General features: G+C 63.7%; 15 protein-coding genes and 3 pseudogenes. 3 read left to right on the forward strand and 15 right to left on the reverse strand.

Annotated features, from left to right (window positions below):
• Window positions 1-251: 251 nt before the first annotated feature.
• The 10 genes and pseudogenes from CU110_RS13760 to ccmA all read right to left on the reverse strand — a co-directional run bounded on the left by CU110_RS13760 (window position 252) and on the right by ccmA (window position 11,351).
• Window positions 252-3,668: a chromosome segregation protein SMC gene (locus CU110_RS13760; RefSeq protein WP_127736350.1), complete on the reverse strand. Its 3,417-nt coding sequence runs from the start codon at window positions 3,666-3,668 to the stop codon at window positions 252-254.
• A 159-nt stretch (window positions 3,669-3,827) separates the two neighbouring features.
• Complete coding sequence (gene ccmI / locus CU110_RS13770; RefSeq protein WP_084209383.1) at window positions 3,828-5,165, reverse strand: c-type cytochrome biogenesis protein CcmI; 1,338 nt, start codon at window positions 5,163-5,165, stop codon at window positions 3,828-3,830.
• 112 nt (window positions 5,166-5,277) lie between these two features.
• A pseudogene (locus CU110_RS13775) lies at window positions 5,278-5,781 on the reverse strand (cytochrome c-type biogenesis protein); the annotation flags it as partial.
• Window positions 5,747-6,268, reverse strand: a pseudogene (locus CU110_RS13780) (DsbE family thiol:disulfide interchange protein); the annotation flags it as partial. The pseudogenes CU110_RS13775 and CU110_RS13780, both read right to left, overlap by 35 nt.
• On the reverse strand, window positions 6,265-8,265 hold the full coding sequence (locus CU110_RS13785) for a heme lyase CcmF/NrfE family subunit (RefSeq protein WP_084209385.1): 2,001 nt from the start codon (window positions 8,263-8,265) through the stop codon (window positions 6,265-6,267). The gene CU110_RS13785 and the pseudogene CU110_RS13780, both read right to left, overlap by 4 nt.
• Window positions 8,265-8,732: a cytochrome c maturation protein CcmE gene (ccmE, locus tag CU110_RS13790; protein ID WP_127736356.1), complete on the reverse strand. Its 468-nt coding sequence runs from the start codon at window positions 8,730-8,732 to the stop codon at window positions 8,265-8,267. The genes CU110_RS13785 and ccmE overlap by 1 nt, the downstream gene beginning before the upstream one ends.
• Before the next feature lie 81 nt (window positions 8,733-8,813).
• Window positions 8,814-9,008, reverse strand: coding sequence for a heme exporter protein CcmD (gene ccmD, locus CU110_RS13795; RefSeq protein ID WP_077378928.1), 195 nt, complete (start codon window positions 9,006-9,008; stop codon window positions 8,814-8,816).
• Window positions 9,008-9,805: a heme ABC transporter permease gene (locus CU110_RS13800; RefSeq protein WP_084209826.1), complete on the reverse strand. Its 798-nt coding sequence runs from the start codon at window positions 9,803-9,805 to the stop codon at window positions 9,008-9,010. The genes ccmD and CU110_RS13800 overlap by 1 nt, the downstream gene beginning before the upstream one ends.
• Before the next feature lie 150 nt (window positions 9,806-9,955).
• Window positions 9,956-10,678 carry a heme exporter protein CcmB gene (ccmB, locus tag CU110_RS13805; protein WP_077378925.1) on the reverse strand — a complete coding sequence of 241 codons (723 nt, stop codon included), beginning with the start codon at window positions 10,676-10,678 and terminating at the stop codon, window positions 9,956-9,958.
• Window positions 10,675-11,351, reverse strand: a pseudogene (gene ccmA / locus CU110_RS13810) (cytochrome c biogenesis heme-transporting ATPase CcmA). Before ccmA ends, ccmB begins: the two are co-directional and overlap by 4 nt.
• 156 nt (window positions 11,352-11,507) lie before the next feature.
• On the opposite strand from ccmA, the gene CU110_RS13815 reads away from it, so the two are divergent.
• Window positions 11,508-11,984: a LexA family transcriptional regulator gene (locus CU110_RS13815; RefSeq protein WP_077378921.1), complete on the forward strand. Its 477-nt coding sequence runs from the start codon at window positions 11,508-11,510 to the stop codon at window positions 11,982-11,984.
• 26 nt (window positions 11,985-12,010) lie between these two features.
• Window positions 12,011-12,637, forward strand: a complete 627-nt coding sequence (locus CU110_RS13820; RefSeq protein WP_084209387.1) for a YigZ family protein — start codon at window positions 12,011-12,013, stop codon at window positions 12,635-12,637.
• Here CU110_RS13820 and CU110_RS13825 read toward each other — a convergent pair.
• A complete protein-coding gene (locus tag CU110_RS13825; RefSeq protein ID WP_127736359.1) occupies window positions 12,568-13,272 on the reverse strand; it encodes an NAD(P)H-dependent oxidoreductase in 705 nt (234 codons plus the stop codon). The two genes, CU110_RS13820 and CU110_RS13825, sit on opposite strands and share 70 nt — an antisense overlap.
• Before the next feature lie 27 nt (window positions 13,273-13,299).
• Between CU110_RS13825 and CU110_RS13830 the strand changes: the two genes are divergently transcribed.
• Entirely contained in the window at window positions 13,300-14,211 is a 912-nt protein-coding gene (locus tag CU110_RS13830) for a LysR family transcriptional regulator (RefSeq protein WP_077378906.1), read from the forward strand.
• 95 nt (window positions 14,212-14,306) lie between these two features.
• Here the strand turns inward: CU110_RS13830 and CU110_RS13835 are convergent, their stop codons facing one another.
• The 4 genes from CU110_RS13835 to CU110_RS13850 all read right to left on the reverse strand — a co-directional run bounded on the left by CU110_RS13835 (window position 14,307) and on the right by CU110_RS13850 (window position 17,495).
• Window positions 14,307-14,513 (reverse strand): cold-shock protein, encoded by a 207-nt coding sequence (locus CU110_RS13835; RefSeq protein WP_077378903.1) that lies wholly within the window; start codon window positions 14,511-14,513, stop codon window positions 14,307-14,309.
• A 214-nt stretch (window positions 14,514-14,727) separates the two neighbouring features.
• Window positions 14,728-15,144, reverse strand: a complete 417-nt coding sequence (locus CU110_RS13840; protein WP_164850379.1) for a lipocalin-like domain-containing protein — start codon at window positions 15,142-15,144, stop codon at window positions 14,728-14,730.
• Window positions 15,141-16,781: an ATP-binding protein gene (locus CU110_RS13845; protein WP_127736365.1), complete on the reverse strand. Its 1,641-nt coding sequence runs from the start codon at window positions 16,779-16,781 to the stop codon at window positions 15,141-15,143. The genes CU110_RS13840 and CU110_RS13845 overlap by 4 nt, the downstream gene beginning before the upstream one ends.
• Before the next feature lie 3 nt (window positions 16,782-16,784).
• On the reverse strand, window positions 16,785-17,495 hold the full coding sequence (locus CU110_RS13850; protein WP_077378895.1) for a winged helix-turn-helix domain-containing protein: 711 nt from the start codon (window positions 17,493-17,495) through the stop codon (window positions 16,785-16,787).
• Between the last annotated feature and the right edge of the window lie 404 nt (window positions 17,496-17,899).

Consider the following 17,899-nt stretch of genomic DNA (forward strand, 5'->3'; position numbering starts at 1 on the left):
AGCCTGTTTGCTTGGGCACCATGCACGTGAACAGCATAGCGCGATTGCAGAAAAAGGGGACATTTTTCGAATGTCAATCCTGTGGTGGTGACCTGCGCAATCGCCCTTCAATTATCCCTGACTGACACTATGACGCAAACTCGTAGTGCTTTCGATCTCTATGTGCAACACGATTTTGCCAACTTGGCCGCAAAGACGGCCGCTGGCTACCGCGCACAAGGATGACCTTGGCCTCCTGCACGGCTTTTCACTCACGCTTCAGCCAGTACCGCCGCTTCTTCGATCCCTACAGAGACAAGACGCGAGACGCCCGGTTCCTGCATGGTGACGCCCATCAACCGATCCGCCGCCTCCATGGCGATCTTGTTATGGGTGATATAGATGAACTGTACGCTTTCCGACATCTCTTTCACCAGCCTTGCATAACGCCCGACGTTGGCATCATCCAGCGGCGCATCCACCTCATCGAGCATGCAGAACGGGGCCGGATTGAGCTGGAAGATGGCGAAGACCAGCGCCAGCGCCGTCAGAGCCTTCTCCCCACCTGACAGAAGATGAATGGTCGAGTTTTTCTTGCCGGGCGGGCGTGCCATGATCGCCACGCCCGTCTCGAGCAAATCATCGCCTGTCAGTGTCAACCACGCGGTTCCGCCACCGAAGATCTTCGGGAAAAGCGTCTGGATTCCGGCGTTGACCTTGTCGAAGGTGTCCTTGAAACGCACCCGCGTTTCCTGATCTATCTTGCGTATCGCACGCTCAAGGGTCTCCAGCGCCTCGGCCAGCTCCGCATGCTGGGCTTCCAGGTAGTTGCGACGCTCGGCCTGCTGGTCGTACTCCTCGATGGCGGCCAGGTTGATGGCCCCCAGCCGCTTGATGCGCTCCCCGACCTGCTCCAGATTGTGGCTCCAGGCCGATTCGGTGGCGTTCGGGTCCAACTCGTCCTCCAGCAGCGTGATCGCCGCCTCGTCATAGCCCAGCTCCACCAGCTGCTCATCCTGCGCATCCGCTTTCAAGGTCAGGGCCTGCACCTGCATGCGCCCTTCCTCGAGGCGCTGACGAATGCCCTCGAGATTGCGTTCATGGGTCTGGCGCGACTGCTCGGCCTGGCGCATCTGTTCGACCAATTCATGAGTCTTGTCACGACAGGCATTCAGCTTGGTTTCTTGATAGAGGCGTGTCTCGAGCAACATCTCGAGCTGTTCGCGCTCTTCTTCCTGCGGCAGCGAGGCTTCTTCACGGCTGGCCTCGAGCAGCTCGATGCGCTCGGCGAGCTTCTCGCGCTGCTCGACGGCCCGCATGCGCTGGCCCTGCATGCCATCGCGCTCTGTCACCAGGCGCTGACGCTCCATCTCGAGACGGCTGACCTGCTCCCGCGCGGGCGCCAACTGGGCACGCAGCCCGGCCAGCGCCTCCTGATGCTCGCGCCGTGAGCGCTCCAGCGACTCACGCGACTGGGCATTGTTCTCCACTGCCTCCAGCGCCTGCTGCCAGCGCTCGCGCGCCTCCTCAAGCGTCAGGGCATGATTCTCGCGGGTCTCCGCCAGCTGCTCGAGCTCTTCCTCAAGCTCACTGGCACGGCCATCGACGTGCTCGAGTCGGCTGGCGAGCCCCGCCTCCTTGAGGCTCAGCTCACGCTGACGCTCGCCAAGCTCACGCTCTTCGACCCGCAGATGCTCAAGCTGTTGCTCGGCGCCGGCAATCTGTTCATCAGCGGCAGCCAGCCGCGCCTCGATATCGTCGAGTCGCGACTCCAGCGCTTCCAGTTCCAGCACGACCTGCTCGAGACGCGCGCGCTGGCCGATCACGCTGTCGGCACGCTCGCCCGCTATCTGACGCCGGCTCCAGCCACGTCCCAACCACAGGCCGTCCGGTGTCAGCACGCTTTCATGGGCGGCCAGCGTATCGCGCCGGCCCCAGGCGGCGGCCTGTGACTCGACGCAGTGAATGCTGGATAGCCAGCCCGTCAGCGCCGGGGCACCGCTGATCCGCGCCGCCAGCGTGCCTTCAGGGCGTGCCTTGAGGAAGGGCCCCAGCACCCAGGCACTGACGGACTCCCAGCCCTCGGCGACCTCGAGCCCCTCGGCCAGCGCCGGGACCTGCGCAAGACCATGTCGGTCCAGATGCGTCGCCAGGCTGTCATCCTCATCCCGCAGCGCGGCATCGATCAGCGCCTGAAGCGAGGCCTGCTCGCCCTGCAGCACGTTGCGACGCTGGCGCAGTTGGTCACGCTCACCGTCCAGCGCCAGACGATCCGTCTGTGCCTGCTCACGGGATTCACTGGCCTGCTCGCGGCGCGACTCCAGCGATTCGCTGCCGAGCGTCAGCTCGTCGAGCTGCTCGCGCAGTTCCTCACGGCTTTCGCGCAGTTCGGCGACATCCGGCAACTCCGCCAGCTGCTGACGACGGCGCTCGCGCTGAATCTCGGCGTCACGAATGGCATTCTCGATGCGCTGGATCTCGCTCTGGGCACGCTCGGCCCCGCGCTGGGATTCGTTGTCGGCCTGACTGAAGCGCTCCCACTCGCTCTGACTGTCCTGGCGGCGCTCCTCGGCCTCTTCCAGCGAAAGCTCGAGGCCTTCCAGCGTCTCACGCGCCAGCTCCAGTTCCGGCGCGATATCTTCCAGACGTGCCTCGATCATCTCGAGACGCTCGCCGTCCTCGCCCTCGACGCGCTGGATGTCGCTCAGCTCACGCCGCGCGATCTCGAGATCCGCCGCCAGCTGCTGCTCACGAGTTCGGGCGTGCTCGAGACTCTGCTCGAGACGGGCGATCTGAGCACCGGTCTCATAGAAGGCGGCCTGGTGCGTTTCCAGCTCACCGGCCAGCTCGTCGTGCTGATAGCGCTGCTCTTCCAGCTGGCTCTCACACTGACGCTGACCGAGAATCTCGCGCTCGACACCGGTTTCCAGCTCCGCGACACGTGACTGCTGCTCACGCTGCTGCGCGCGCAGGCCACGCCGACGCAGCACGGCCAGCTCGCCCTTGAGGCGGTATTCCTCCTGCTTGAGGGTCTGGTAGCGCTTGGCGGCTTCGGCCTGACGCTTGAGGCGCTCGAGCTGCTTGTCGAGTTCCTCGCGCAGATCATCCAGGCGCTCCATGTTCTCCTGGGTGCGCTTCATGCGGTTCTCGGTCTCGCGGCGGCGCTCCTTGTACTTGGAGATGCCGGCGGCTTCCTCGAGGGTGCTACGCAGATCATCCGGGCGCGCCTCGATCAGCTGCGAGATCATGCCCTGACCGATGATGGAATAGGAACGCGGGCCGAGCCCGGTGCCGAGGAAGACATCGGAGATGTCACGTCGGCGACATTTCTGGCCATTGAGGAAGTAGCCGGACTGGCCGTCACGCGTTACCAGACGCTTGACGGCGATCTCGGCGTACTCGGACCAGGCGCCACCGAGGCTGCCGTCGGCATTGTCGAAGGTCAGCTCGATGGAGGCCTGCCCCACCGGCTTGCGCCCGGTGGAGCCATTGAAGATGACATCCGTCATCGACTCGCCGCGCAGGTTCTTGGCGCTGGACTCGCCCATGACCCAGCGCACAGCATCGATGACGTTGGATTTCCCGCAGCCGTTGGGGCCGAGAATCGCCGTCATGTTGCTGTCGAAGGGCACGGTGACCGGATCGACGAAGGATTTGAAGCCGACCAGCTTGATCGATTTGAGCCGCATTGCGCCTGGCGCGTCCTTGAGTCTGGAGGAAGAAGAGCTGAAGCAGGAAAACCTGAATTTCGAAAAACCAGCGCGCAGTCTACCCAAAAGCGGCGATGGCCCCAACCGGCGCAATGATGATCCACGTGATCAGATCGTCGAGTCGGGGCACATCGCGACTCACCGTGCGACGCGGTGATCGATACGCAGCATCAGCGGTGCGTCCGCAGCCTCGTGGCTGACATCAGCATCGGCCTCGGTGCTGCGAGTAACGATGACATTCTCGAGCTTGCCTTCAAGGTCCCCCGACTGCGCCGCCGGCTGACCGGAAGCGGAGATGCGCGCGACGAGAGTGACGCGCTCCGCCATCGAGAGCCGCGCCATCGGGGCCATGGCATCATCATCCGAGAGCGTGACCGTCAGCGGCAGCGTGTCTGCGGTGGTACGCACCACCGCCAGCGGCGGCAACTTGCCTTCGGCATCACGCGCCACGATGAACAGGGTCGCCTCGTCAGCACTCACCGGCATCGCCGCCAGCTGCGCCTCGAGTGCGGGGTCCAGCGACACCTTGAGCGTCAGACGTGCAGTGCCTGCCTGACTGTCCTGAGCAGCAGCCGTTGCCGGGCTGTCCAGCGCCACCGAGGCGTCGACTTCACCGGCACTCGCCATGCGCTGACGCGCGGCCGCGATGCCTTCACGCAGGGCCTTGGCGGCATCGGGGTTCTCGAAACCGGCAATCGCCTTGCGCCAGTAGTCGATGGCCTCGGGATAGCGGGCTTGCTCGAACGCCTCGATCCCCAACAGGCCGAGCACGGTGGGCTGACGCGGGTCGGCTGCCAGCACCTCGTCGACCAGCCCCTGCACCTCATCGGTCAGCGTGCGCTGCGCGGCGAAGAACTTGAGCTGCGCCAGCTGCGCGACCAGCGCGGGCACCCGACCTTCGAGCGCGATCAATGCCTCGAGAGACTGCATCGCCTCATCGAGGCGTCCGGCATCACGATAGAGCGGAAACAGTGCCATCCACACCTTGGCGTTATCCGGCTGTGCCTCGGCCTCGGCACGCAGACGCGCGATGCGCGCATTGAAGCTGGCGGCATCATGGATCGGCGTGGCGGCAATCGCCTGCGCCAGCGCCAGATCGCCGCTCGCCCCTTCGCGCTGATACCAGAAGAGCGAGCCCGCCACCATCGCCACCAGCAACACGGGCACCAGCACACGACCACTGCCGGCCGCCTTGAGCGGGGAGCGCCTCAAAGCCTCGGCATCTTCCAGCAGACTGCGTTCCAGCTCGACACGCCCTTCCGCCAGCGCCGTGTCATCCAGCTCGCCGCGCGCATGGCCGCGCTCCAGCGAGGCCAGTCGACGTCGATAGACACGCACATTCTCGGCACCGAGGCTGTCGTTGTCCTCGAAGGCCTGCTGGGCGGCATGCACACGGCGCGCGCGGCGCAGTGGCAGCAACAGCAGCCAACCGGCGGGAAGCAGCAGCACGGCGATCGCCAGCCATAACAGAATCATGAGCGCTCCTTGGCGTCGCGCGCGGTGCATTGCCGGCATCGCGATGCCTATCGAGCAGCGCTGAAAGGCGTGCCTGCTCATCATCGTCCAGCGCACGCACCCGTGCCCGTCGCCGGGCCCGCACGATCAAGGCCACGATGAGCAGTCCGAGCGCGATCAGGGCCGCCGGGCCGCCCCACAACAGCCAGGTACGCCCATCGAGGCGCGGATTGTAGAGCACGTACTCGCCGAAACGCGCGACCATGAAATTCTGGATCTCGCTGTCACTGCGACCGTCATTGAGCAGATTCGCCACGTTCTGGCGCATGTCACCGGCGATGGGGGAATCCGAGTCACCGATCGCCTGGTTCTGACACTTGGGGCAGCGCAGCGCAGCCGTCAGGCTGTCGTAGCGCTTCTGCAGCACAGGATTGTCGAACTGATGCACCTCGATGGCGGCCTGCGCCTTGCCAGCCGCCAGCCACGAGAGAAACAGCAGCACGACCAGCGCCTGCACCAGCGGGATGGCGACACTCTTGAGCACGGACTTCATGAGCTGGCCTCCTCGCCGGGCCGGCGGCACCAGTCGCAGGTTTCGCGATCCGCTCCAGTGTCGGCAGGATGACATCACGGACATCCTCGGGGCGGATGTAGCCGGTGTGGTGATAGCGGATCACGCCCTCGGCATCGACGAGGAAGGTTTCCGGTGCCCCATAGACGCCGAGATCAAACCCCAGGGTGCCGTCCGGGTCGAAGAGATTGACGCTGAACGGGTCACCGAATTCCTCCAGGAACTGCCGGCCCTTGGCACGCTTGTCCTTGTAGTCGACCCCGACCATGTGCACACCGCGATTCGCGAGATCCAGCAGCTGAGGCATCTCGTGCTTGCAGGTCGGGCACCACTCGCCCCAGACGTTGACGAGGCTGACCTGGCCCTTGAGCAGCGAGGCATCGAGGCTCGCCTGCGGGTCACCCAGGGTGCTGAGCGAGAATGCGGGGAAGGGGCGCGACAGCAGCGCGGAATCCCGTGCGTAGGGGTCATCATCGAGGCGCTGATAGAGAAAAGCGCCCAGCCCCACCACGACCACCAACGGCAAGAACAGCACCAGACGACGAAGATTCATGGGTGAGCCTCCTGCGTGGTGAGTGAGGGATTGTCGGTCACCGTGCTGGCCTCGACACGCCGACGATAACGGCGATCCAGCACGGCTATCACACCGCCCGCGCCCATCAGCAAAGCGCCCAGCCACAGCCAGCGCACGAAGGGTTTGACCTGGATGCGTACTGCCCAGCTATCGTCATCGAGCTTCTCGCCCATGGCGACGTAGAGGTCACGCGTGAAGCCGGCATCCAGCGCGGTTTCGGTCATCGGCATGCCGCTGGCCAGGAACAGGCGCTTCTCGGGATGCAGCGTCGTCACCGCCTCGCCATCACGACTGACCTCCACCGTGGCGCGGTCCGACAGGTAGTTGGGACCGCGATACTCGCCAAGTTCGGTCATGCGGAACTGATAGCCGCCCACGCTGACTTCCTTGCCCTGCACCATGCGCACGTTCTCGGCGACCTCGGTATTGGAGACCAGCGTTACGCCGACGATGGTCACCGCCAGGCCCAGATGCGCCAGCTGCATGCCCCAGTAGCTGGGCGTGAGGCGCTTGAGACCTGCCCAGCGCCCTGCCCTGGAGGCACTCTTGTCCCACAGGTCGCGCAGCAGCGGCAGCACCACCCACAGCGCGATGACCAGCCCGAGTGCCACCGAGAGACTCCACTCGATATCCAGCAACAGCGGCAGCAGGCTACCGATGATGAGTGCCGCGCCGCCGGAGAGCGCAAGCCGGCGTGCAAGCTCGCGCCCAGGCATCTGCTTCCAGCGCGAGGCCGGCCCGAGCCCCATGAAGGCACACAGCAACGTGGTCAGCGGCACGAACAGCGCATTGAAGTACGGCGGGCCCACCGAGATCTTGCCCAGCCCCAGCGAATCCAGCACCAGCGGATAGAGAGTGCCCAGCAGCACGGTGACCATCATCACCAGCAGCACGAGGTTGTTGACCAGCAGGAAGGCATCCCGCGAGAGCCAGTGGAAGCCGAGCGTCGAGCGCACGCGCGGTGCGCGCAGCGCGAACAGCAACAGCGAGCCACCAACGGTGATACCGAGCAGCACGAGGATGAACAGCCCGCGGTCCGGATCACTGGCGAAGGCGTGCACCGAGGTCAGCACGCCGGAGCGCACCAGAAAGGTCCCCAGCAGTGACAGCGAGAAGGCGAAGATCGACAGCAGCACCGTCCAGCTCTTGAAGGCACCGCGCTTCTCGGTGACCGCCAGTGAGTGGATCAGGGCGGTACCCGCCAGCCACGGCATCAGGGAGGCGTTCTCCACCGGGTCCCAGAACCACCAGCCGCCCCAGCCAAGCTCGTAGTAGGCCCACCAGCTGCCCAGCGCGATGCCGACGGTCAGGAACGCCCAGGCGATGTTGGTCCAGGGGCGCGCCCAGCGTGCCCATGCCGCATCGAGGCGCCCGCCCAGCAGGGCCGCCATCGCGAACGAGAATGCCACCGAGAAACCGACATAGCCCATGTAGAGCATCGGCGGATGGATGATCAGCCCGATGTCCTGCAACAGCGGATTGAGATCCGCGCCATCTGCCGGCATGTCCGGCAGCAGACGTGCGAAGGGATTGGAGGTCAGCAGCACGAAGGCCATGAAGCCGGTGGAGATCAATCCCATGATGCCCAGTACCCGCGCCAGCATGTCGCGCGGCAGATCGCGCGCACCCAGCGAGACGGCAAAGCCCCAGCCCGCCAGTATCAGGCTCCACAGCAGCACCGAACCCTCGTGACTTCCCCACACGGCACTGAACTTGAAGTACCACGGCAGCTGGCTGTTGGAGTTGTTGGCGATGTAGGCGACGCTGAAGTCATCCAGCAGGAAGCTCGCGGTCAGGCAGGCATAGGCGATCAGCACGAACAGGAACTGCCCCCAGGCCATCGGCTGGGCGAAGCTCATCCACAGCGGGCGACGCGTGGCGGCTCCCGCCAGCGGCACCACCGCCTGCACGCAGGCCAGACAGGCCCCCAGAATCAGCGCGAAATGGCCGATTTCCGGCAACAGTTGCGTCACCATCACTGCGCCTCCTGAGGGTCACCCGTCCTGTTGCCAGAGACATCACGTCCGGACGCCTTGAGAGCCTCGGATACCTCCGGCGGCATGTACTTCTCGTCATGCTTGGCGAGCACTTCGCTGGCCTCGAGATGCTCACCATCGAAGGTGCCCATCACCACCACGCCCTGCCCTTCACGGAACAGGTCCGGCAGGATGCCCTGATAATGCACCGTCACGTCATGATCGAAATCGGTGACGGTGAAGATGGCATCCAGCGTCTCGTTGTCACGCCTGACACTGCCATCGCGCACCATGCCGCCTGCGCGAATCTGACGCCCCTGGGGCGCCTCGCCACTGGCGATCTGGGTCGGGGTGTAGAAGGCATTGATGTTGGCGCGCAGGGCATAGAGCGTGAGGCCCACCGCGAGGGCGGCCAGCAGCACGATGGCCGTGACGAGATACAGGCGCTGCTTGCGTTTGGGGGTCATGGTCAGGGCTCGATCAGGGCAAGGGACGATCATGCCTCTCGCGACCAGCGGGACGACTGGCACGGGAGGTCGAGAATGGATTCAGGAACGGGCGGATTCCCGACGCAGGCGGCGGCGGATATCGGCCTCCACCGCGCGACGGGACAGCCGCGTGGCGATCACCAGCCCCGCGAGGCATGCCGCCGTCAGCCCCCAGGCGGACCACACGTAGAGGGCGTGCCCTCCCATGGCGAAGAACTCGCTGACACTCGAGAAGGCGACATCGGGCAAGCTCATCAGTGATCACCCTCTGTGGAAACGGGGCCTGCAGGCGAATTCTGGCCGGGGCGTGAGTCCGAGTGCGGGCTCAGCAGGTCACGCACCCATTGCTTGCGACTCTCACGCCTCAGCACCTCGACCCGCGTGCGCATCAGTACCAGCGCACCGAACAGGGCGTAGAAGCCGATGACCAGCAGCAGCAGCGGAATCCACATGCTGGCCGGCATCGGCGGTGCTTCACTCAGCGTGAAGGTGGCAGGTTGATGCAGTGTGCTCCACCAATCCACCGAATACTTGATGATCGGGATATTGACCATGCCGACCAGCGCCAGAATCGAGGCGGCACGCGAGCCGCTGTCACGACTGGCGAAGGAACCACGCAGCACGATCACGCCCAGATACAGGAACAGCTGGATCAGCATCGACGTCAGCCGGGCATCCCAGATCCACCAGGTGCCCCAGGTGGGAATGCCCCATACCGAGCCGGAAAACAGCGCCATCGCCGTCATCAAGGCGCCGACGGGGGCGGCGGCCGTGGCGACCATGTCCGCCAGCTTGATCTTCCAGACAAGGAAGATGAGTGCGCATGCCGCCAGCAGCATGAAGCAGGACTGGGCGAGAATCGCCGCCGGCACATGCACGTAGATGATGCGGAAGCTGTTGCCCTGCTGGTAATCCGCCGGCGCGAAGGCCAGTCCCCAGGCACTGCCGGCCACCAGCGCGATGATCGCCACGGCCCACAGCCACGGCAGCCAGCGCTGGCTGGCCGCGAAGAAGGTCGCCGGTGTGCCCAAGCGATGCAGCCATGGCCACAGCCCGCCCTTGCGCGGGCGAACCTTGCGAGCAGGCGCTTGATGAGAGTCGGAATCGGCGTTCACACGAGCCTCTTGTCAGGGGCGAAAGGATATCTGGCGAAGTGCTGGCGGCACTCAGGCCACCCTCTGCCAGCCGGCAGGGAGCAGGGACTAGCCATTGATGCTCAACCTCAGGCCGGCGGCGATGGCAAGCGGCGCCAGCAACAGTGCCAGCGCCAGCATCGCACCCAGCATGGCCAGGTGGGCGGCGCTGGGCATGCCGGTGACGGCGCTCTGCACCGCGCCGGCGCCGAAGATCAGCACGGGAATGTACAGCGGCAGGATGATCAGCGAGAGCAGCACGCCGCCGCGCCGCAGCCCGACCGTCAGCGCCGCGCCGATCGCGCCGATCAGCGACAGGCTCAGACTGCCCAGCGCCAGCGAGGCGATCAGCACCCCGAAGGCGCCGCTCGGCAGCCCCAGCATCACGCCCAGCAGCGGTGCCATCAGCGCCAACGGCAGACCGGTCAACAGCCAGTGCCCCGCCACCTTGGCCAGCACCAGCAATGGCAACGGCTGGGGTGTCAGCAGCAGTTGCTCAAGGCTACCGTCGTCGAGGTCCTGCCGGAACAGCCCCTCAAGTGACAGCAACGTGGCCAGCAAGGCCGCCACCCACAGCAGCCCCGGCGCCAGTGTCGCCAGCAACGCCTTGTCCGGCGAGATCCCCAGCGGAAACAGCGTGATCACCAGGGCGAAGAATACCAGCGGGTTGATCAGCTCACTGCGCCGGCGCAACGCCTGACGCAGGTCGCGTCGAAGTGTCGCCTTGAGTGCCCCTCCCAACGAGCAGGCAACGGGAGACTCGGACAATGGTGTCAGAGGATCATGTCTCATGCCCAGGCGCCCTCCCTCGACTCCGCGCCAGCGCGTTGCCCAAGGCCTATTCGGCGCAATCGCGAGACATCCGAGAAGCGATGGTGGGTCGTCATCACCACGCTGCCACCCCGCTCGGCATGCGCCAGCAGCAGCGCCTCCAGCGCCTGGACGCCATCGCTGTCGATGGCGGTGAAGGGCTCGTCGAGCACCCACAGTCGACGCGGTGTCAGATGCAATCGCGCCAGGGCGATGCGCCGCTGCTGACCAGCCGACAGCTGCTGGGCCGGCACATCCTCGAAGCCGGCAAGCCCCACGGCGTCCAGCGCTGCCCAGGCGAGCCACCGAGCGCCTGATACCAGGCAAGATTCTCCAATGCCGTCAGCGTGCCCTTGATGCCGGGCTGGTGACCCAGATAGAGCAGAGATCCCAGAAAATCGTCGCGCACCCGCGAGGCAGGCTGCCCCTGCCAGAGCACTTCGCCTTCGTGATCATGGAACTGCCCGGACAGAATCTTGAGCAGGGTGGTCTTGCCACTGCCATTGGGGCCTTCGATCTGCAGGATCTCGCCCGCCGCGAGGCTGAAGTCGAGCGTCTGGAACAGCCAGCGCTCATCGCGCTCACACCCAAGCGCCCGCACCGCCAGCAAGGGCGGCACGCAACGGGCTTCATCGCTGACTGGCTGGATCGACATCCCGACATCTCGCGGCTGGTCAGTCGCGGAGCGCGACATCAGAGGCTGGTCCCGAGGGATCCAATCGCGTCATTCTACGAGCTGAAGCCGGCACTGACCACCGGTCGCCCGAATGACGCGACCCGCAGCCGACCGCACAGCATCAGGGGATAGCTCATGTCACGTCTTCACGCTCCACACTACCTTCAGCGCCTTCACAATCTGCCGCTCAATGACGAGGCCTGGCAGGAAATCACTGCCAGCGACATGATGGATATCCCGTTGCTCGGCAACATCACCGCCGGCATGCCCATCGAAGCCATCGCCGACTGCGGCACGATCGCCGTGCCGACGCGCATGGTGCGACGCAATACCTACGCCCTGCGCGTTCGCGGCCACTCGATGATCAACTGCAACATCCATGATGGCGACATCATCATCATCGAGCGCAGTGAAAGTGCCGAGAACGGTGAGACCGCCGTGGTGATGATCAACCAGCAGGAAGTGACGCTGAAGAAGCTGTATATCGAGAAGAGCGGTGTACGCCTGCAACCGGCCAACGACAGCATGGCCCCCATCTACCTCAAGAATGCCGATATCGAAGTGCTGGGCATGGTGATGGGTGTCGTACGCGGCAACGCCGTCACTCATTGAGGGCGACGCTTTGCTAAGATGGCACGATGAGCTATCAGATACCTGCACTGGCGCCAGAGGCGCATCACGAGCACAGCATCGAGATCGAGAAGAGCCGCTTCATCGCCTGGCTGGCCCACGCTCCGACACCAGACGCCATGACGCGGCTGCTGGAACAGGCGCATCTCGCCCATCCCAATGCACGCCATCACTGCACGGCATTCATCGCGGGTGCGCCGAATGAGCAGAATGCCATCGGCTTCTCCGATGACGGAGAGCCGGGCGGTACCGCCGGCAGGCCGATGTATCAGGTACTGGAAGGCAGCGGCGTGGGGCAGATCGCCTGCGTGGTGATCCGCTACTTCGGCGGCATCAAGCTGGGCACCGGTGGTCTGGCTCGCGCGTACAGTCGTGCCGTGCTCGACGCCCTCGAGCGACTGCCCACCACCACCTTCACGCCGCGTACACCCAGACGCCTCAAGGTCGGATTCGCTCATGAGGCCGACGTGCGTCACTGGCTGAACGGCTACGATGTACCGGTGGATGCCAGCGACTATGCCGCCGATGGCGTGGTGTTGACGGCCGGCTGGCCGCAAGGCGGCGCTCAGCCACCGATGGAAGAACTGCATGCGCGCCTCAAGGGCGCACTGGAAGTGCTCGAAGACCAAGGCTGAGCGTTTCCGGCCACTGGCAGAGCATCCACGTAGTTGGCGATGCCTGTCCTGGCCTCTGACAGAGCTCCCACCTTTTGCTCATCGCCCATGTTGAGGCCTTCAGCGTATACGAAGTGCTGATCCGTGATGCCCATCAGCCCAAGCATGGATGTGAGATGCGGCGTCTGGGAATCCAGGTCACTGCCCGCATACATCCCGCCACGTGCTGCCAGCACCAGTGCCTGCTTGCCTTCCAGCAGACCTACCGGCCCCTTCTCGGTATAGCGGAAGGTCTCGCCGGCACGCAGCACCCGGTCGAACCACGCCTTCATCTGGGTCGGCAGGCCCAGATTGTAGAGCGGTGCCGCGATGACCAGCAGGTCAGCCGCTCTCAGCTCGGCCAGGAAACCATCGGACAGCTCGGCGAGCTTGCGTTGCTCGGCGCTTCGCTCATCCGCCGGCGTCATCCATGCCTGCATCTCGGCGGCGCCCAGGTGCGGAAGGTCGCGCTCGACCAGATCATGATGCGTCAACTGATGCTCGTGACCGGACGCCTGCAAGGCATCCACGAACGCGGAAGCCAGTTCACGAGAGTTGCCTTTTTCTCCGAACAGGGAAGATGAGACCAGCAGAACATTGAGCGGTGTGGCAGACATGACTCATCCAAATGAGCAAAACTCATCATGCTCGAACTACGCCATCTCCGCACGCTGCTGGCACTGCGTGATGCCGGCTCGCTGGTCGAGGCTGCCGAGCGCATCCACCTCACCCAGTCCGCCCTCTCACATCAACTGAAGGACCTGGAAGAGCGCCTGGGCACGCCGCTGTTCATTCGCAAGACGCGCCCGGTCGAGTTCACCCGTGCAGGGCAACGCCTGCTGTCACTGGCAGAACAGGTACTGCCGCAATTTCGCATGGCAGAGCGTGACATCGCGCGCATGGCAGGCAGTGAGCAAGGACGGCTGCATATGGCCATCGAATGCCACAGCTGCTTCCAATGGCTGATGCCGACGGTGGATCGCTTCCGGGATCACTGGCCGGAGATTGAGGTCGACATTCCTTCGGGCCATAGCTTCTCTCCCCTCCAGGCGCTGGGTCGCGAGCAGCTGGACCTGGTCATCACGGCCAATCCGGTGGAGATGACCGGTATCCAGTACCTGCCGCTGTTCCGCTACGAAGTCATGCTGGCCGTGGCACGCCAGCATGCATTGGCTCTCAAGGGCCGTGTGGAACCGGAAGACCTGCGGGAAGAAGTGCTGATCATCTACCCTGTCGAGCATGACCGACTGGACGTGTTCACCCAGTTCCTCGAGCCCGCCAACATCAGCCCTCGCGAGATCCGCCATGCCGAGATGACGGTCATGATGATGCAGCTTGTCGCCAGCGGTCGCGGCGTGACGGCACTGCCCAACTGGGCATTGGCCGAATACCTGACCCGCGATTATGTTCGTGGCCTGCCTCTGGGCGACGGAATCTGGGCGACGCTCTATGCCGCGGTGCGAGAGGATCTGTTGGGCACTCCCTGGATGGATGATTTCCTGCGCACTGCCCGCGAGACCTCCTTTGAGGTGCTCAGCGGCGTGAAGCCAGCCTGATTTTCACGCACACAAACAGAAGCGCCCCAGCATGAGCTGGGGCGCTTCTAGACATCTATCATCTCACACGGAACGAATTCCGCAGCGAGTGATGATCAGTCGATAGCCTTGACGTTGGCTGCCTGCAGGCCTTTCTGGCCCTGAGTCACGTCGAAGGAGACCTGCTGGCCGTCCTGCAGGGTCTTGAAGCCTTCTGCCTGGACTTCGGAGAAGTGAACGAACAGATCGTCACCGCCGTCAGCCGGAGCAATGAAACCAAAACCTTTCGCGTCGTTGAACCACTTAACTGTACCAGTTGCCATGAGAAATTCCTCTCTGATTAGCATGTTTGAAATAACGGGCATTACCCGAAGAGCGTGGGCAAAGCAAAACCATGCATCAAATCAGCGAGGCATTTCGGGGCGCTCAAGGCGTTTTACCGAGCAGCACAGGCGACTGAGTGGTGCGTCTTGCTATCCAACAGGGGTTACCTTGCACCTTAAGCCATGATCCCGTCAAGCCTTTTCGGTAATGATGTCATCTATCATGAAGGCGCTGCCAGGCAAGCCAGGTGGTATAGCCCCCTGCAGGCAGCTGAAGATTGGGCGCGTCCGTGCCCAGCAGCAGTGACTCTCCGGTGAGCTGGACTCGCCGCGCCAGCGTCACGCCACTCCAGTCCGCGATGCTCGCGACGTCTACCTGATGACGGACCTCCTGACGCCGCTCATCCCAGCACCAGCGCCCACAATAGGCAAAGCCCTGTCGAAAGGCCGCCATCAATTGATCATCAGTGGGCGCCACCCCAAGAGGCTCACGCTCACGAGCCGCCAGCTGAACGCTCATGAAGCCATTGGGGAGATAGTGCAGCTGACCCGCACACCTCCCCAATGGCTCCCATTCACGCCCATCCGGCCAGGCATACCAGAAGCGTTGCAGCTCCCAGGAGCCGATCAATGCGTCATGCAGACGGGCGGCAAGGAAGGAGGCGCCTCACGTCCCAGCTTGCTGCTGGACAAGGGCAGCAGCAGGCTGAAACGTGCCCCTTTCAGGGCGATGCCTCGATCGACCACCACGCTTCCGCCATGAGAGTGCATGATCTTCTGCACGATGGAGAGCCCCAGACCATAGCCACCTGAAGATCGCGTGCGTGAATCATCCAGTCGCGCGAATGGCTTGAAGACCTTCTTGCGGTCCTCCTCGCCCACGCCGGGGCCATCATCCTCGACATCGATGCGCACCACCTGCGGGTCTCTGGAAATGCGCACCAGCACACGTGAATCTGCATGCCGACAGGCATTCGAGACCAGATTCTGCAGCGCACGCTGCAGATAGCGTGCCTCCGCCTCCACATCAAAGGCACCGCCTTCAATGCTCAGCAGCAGCTCAGGATGCAGTGGCGCCAAGGTTTCACAGACCTGCTCCGCCACTTCCCGACAGTCCACCGCCCCCAGATCCAGCTGAACCCCGGCGGCGTCATTGAGGCGTGCATAGGTCAGGATCTCGTCGATCAGCTTGTCGAGCTCCTCGATGTCACCATCGGCGCCCTTGATCTGCCGGAGCACGAAATCATCATCCACCATGTCCTCGATCATCTGCAGCGCGAAGCGGATACGTGCCACCGGGGTACGCAGCTCGTGGGAGACGGCGCGAATCATGTCCTGCTGGGCTCCCAGCAATCCCTGCACGCGTTCGGCCATGCCATTGAAGGCCATGCCGAGACGGCCAAGAAAGTCATTGGTCTCGATCCTGACCCGCGTATCGAGGTAGCCGCCGGCAATCCGGGTCGCCGCCTTCTCCAGTCGAGTCAACCGTGCCTCCAGCGAACGCACGACCAGATAGATGACACCTCCCAACAGGCTGATGACGGCCAGAATCATGGCAACGATCAATGCCGCCGGGGTCGTCTCGAAGACCTGCAGCGGCCCGACCTTGATCAGGTTGTGACCCTCCAGGCGGGTATAGAGCGCCAGCGCCTGTCCATGGCTTGCCATGTTGAGCACCACTCGCTGGTCGTTGATCCGCCCGACCTGTTGCGCATCCAGCCCGTTGGGCATGTCAGGCAATTGAGCGAAGGCCAGCCCGGAGGCATCCTGCAGCTCCGACAACAGAGCGACACGCTGCTCCGGTGCCATGGGCAACAAGGTTTCCCGCAGCAACGACATCAATCCCCGCAACTGTCGCTCAGCCAGATGCAGCAGCCTGAGCTCTAGCACCTGCTCCTCACCCGGCACCTGCATCAGTAGCTGCCAGCCGGCATCCTGATGCTCATGCACCAGAGGCCGGCCGGCCGCCAGACGGCGCTTCTCCCACCAGTTGAGGTCGAATACCTCGACAGGCGCCAGCATCAGCCGCGCATCCAGCAGGCGCGAGGAGCGCTCCAGCAGGCTCGACCTTTCGGCAGGAGGCGCCTCGGCCACCTGCCGGGTCAGCAGCAGCATCGGCGCCGCCCCCAGGCGGGTCTGGTAGGCCTCGAGTCGGACAGCGTTGGTCAGCTGATAACCGCCCAACGCCACGCCCAGCGTCAGGAGCAACGCCAGCAGCAGCACCACGTAGACGCGCAGGAAGATACTGTCAGACAGCGCACGCCGCATGAATCAGAGGTCCTTGACGAACAGGTAACCCTTGCTGCGTACCGTCTTTATCCGCTCAGGGTGATTGGGGTCATCACCGATCTTGGGCCGGATGCGCGAGACGCGCACGTCAATGGAGCGATCCTGGCCGTCATACTTGATGCCACGCAGCGCCGAGAAGATCTCTTCACGAGTCAGCACGCGCCCGGCATTGGAAGACAGCAGCCACAGCAGATCGAACTCGGCACTGGTCAGCTCGATACGCTCACGCGCCAGCCAGGCTTCACGGGTAGCGTTGTCGATCTCCAGGTCATTGAAGACGAGACGCGTCTCGCCTGCCGCCTCTTCCGGGCCGTCGGCCCGCCTGAGCAAGGCACGCATGCGCGCCAGCAACACGCGAGGCTGCACAGGCTTGGGCACGTAGTCATCGGCGCCCATCTCGAGGCCCAGCACCTGATCCATGTCATCAGTACGTGCCGTCAGCATCAGAATGGGGCCGGAGAACTGGGGCCGCACGCGACGACAGATGGACAGGCCATCCTCGCCCGGCAGCATCAGATCGAGGATCACGATGTCGGGGCGCAGGCTGATGATCAGGTCCACTGCCCGGCCGCCATCGTGTTCGACGCTGACGCGGAAGTTGTTGGCTTCGAGATACTCACGCGTCAATGTCGCCAGACGCTCGTCATCCTCGACAATCAGTACATGTTCTTGCGCATTGGTATCCAAGGGCATTCCATCCGCATCGTTGGGTCGGCGTGGCCAGCGGCTCACAGGGAGTTACCGTCCTGTGCCACGTCGTAACCTTTTCAGGGTGATTTGTCACGAATGATACGCCAATTTGGGGATTTACGCGCCAGCTGTCCCGCACACATGCGCACTGACGAGGGGCAAAGAAATTAACACGCAATGTCTTGACATCCCCGGGCGGCAAGGCACGGATTTTCAACCACACCTTACCCACAAGTTATCCACTTGCACGACCCCAAAAACAACACTATCTTGCGCCTTAAATCAACAGAAAATTTAACGCTCAGACTCTTGACATCCCCCAGCGGCAAGGCACGGATTTTCAACCACACCTTACCCACAAGTTATCCACTTGCACGCCCCTCCAAACAACACTATCTTGTGTCCAA

Origin of the sequence: Cobetia sp. ICG0124, from assembly GCF_004006355.1 — a bacterium.
Lineage (GTDB): Bacteria > Pseudomonadota > Gammaproteobacteria > Pseudomonadales > Halomonadaceae > Cobetia > Cobetia marina.